2 protein-coding genes are annotated in these 1,509 nt (G+C 32.0%); both read left to right on the top strand.

The features are described 5' to 3' along the window. Window positions 1–208 precede the first annotated feature (208 nt). Entirely contained in the window at window positions 209–868 is a 660-nt protein-coding gene (locus AB3X49_RS22795; RefSeq protein ID WP_367964917.1) for a DUF6944 family repetitive protein, read from the top strand. 300 nt (window positions 869–1,168) lie between these two features. Further along, complete coding sequence (locus AB3X49_RS22790) at window positions 1,169–1,381, top strand: YqaE/Pmp3 family membrane protein (RefSeq protein WP_002085763.1); 213 nt, start codon at window positions 1,169–1,171, stop codon at window positions 1,379–1,381. The last annotated feature ends 128 nt before the right edge of the window (window positions 1,382–1,509 follow it).

The following is a 1,509-nucleotide window of genomic DNA, read 5'->3' as shown; positions in this document are numbered from 1 at the left end:
CAATAGATAAAAACGGTGAGTCATTGACATGTCCGGCATACATTCATTGAGAAACTCCTTGTCAAAAAGAGCGCCTGAAAGGTGCTCTTTTGTATTATTAGTACATTATGTGATGCACAAAATTACATATGAAAAATAGAATAATGAATTAAAGGTGATATTTGTTTATTTCGAATGTACTAGAAAATTTTAATATAGGTGATGGAAAATGAACCTACGCGATTTAGAATTGACAGGGGCATGGTTTCAAGTTGGAGGAAATCTTATAGCAGCAATTGGAACAACTAGAGGGTTTGCAGGAGAAGAAAAGATTGAGTCGGATCTCGTTATTGTAGGGAGTTCATTACAAGCTCTCGGATATATATTACAAATTATAGCAACTAATGATGCGAAAGATGAAGATAAATGTGAGAAGCAAGAGGTAACTATAGATAATAAAAATAAAGCGCTAGCGAAAACGGGGATTGAGTTATTAGCTTTAGGTAATATTTCAAATGTAATAGGAACGTATTTTAATCTTAATGAACAAATGAAAGAAAATGATTTCCTTGTAATTACTGGAAATAGTTTGCAATCAATTGGCGCTTTTTTAGGAGTAGAAGTAGCATTGAATGAGATAAATGGAATACAGTGGATTATCGTATTAGGGAATTCAATGCAAAGTTTAGGTGCGGGATTACAAGCATACGAAGGTATTAAAAATATACCAAAAGAAGAAAAGGGAAAAGAAGACAGTAATATAGATAAAGAAGATCAACGTATAATAGGGCTAATAGGTATTTGGATACAGGCAATAGGTACTGTAATTTCAGCAATTGGATTAACCGAAATAGTAGAGGAACAACGATTGGAATCTAAGAAAAGGTGATGAAATACTCATTTCAATGAAGTTTGGAGTATTTCAATTTTAGAAGTAGGACAAGATGGATGTGTTAATTGTTTTTGTAGGCTTTTTCATATAGGCGTAGAATATACATATAAATGAACAGGTGAAAATAACTTGTTAACGTTAGTGAGAGGCTTCTCATTTAGTTATACTATTATATGTGATTTTTGTAATGATGAGTTCTTATATACGCTTTTAGAAATAACATGATTTCATAGGTTTGATAGTGTAGGAGATGGATGGGGAAGAATCGAAAAATAAACATTAAGGAGTTTTTCAGACATGATGTACTTATTAGCAATTTTACTTCCGCCGGTAGCTGTTTTATTTTGCGGAAAGCCGTTTCAAGCGATTATTAATTTCATTTTAACCTTAATTTTTTGGGTTCCAGGAGCGATACACGCAGTTCTTGTCGTACATGATAAAAAAGCCGACAGGCGACTTAAAAAACAAGTTCAAGCGTATGATGAAATTAATAAAAGAAATAGAAGGTAAATTGCGATTGACATACAAAAAAGAAAGGGGATTTGATTCGCCTTTCTTTTTTGTATGTCAATCAAGTTTAAATTTTAGTATAGCGGTAAGAATTTTTAATATAAGTATTATGATAATAACTTTTAGAG

The sequence above is a fragment of the Bacillus sp. C30 genome, from assembly GCF_040838255.1.
GTDB lineage: Bacteria > Bacillota > Bacilli > Bacillales > Bacillaceae_G > Bacillus_A > Bacillus_A mycoides.
The sequence above is the reverse complement of the archived record's forward strand: the minus strand, read 5'-3'. Positions and strand labels throughout refer to the sequence as shown.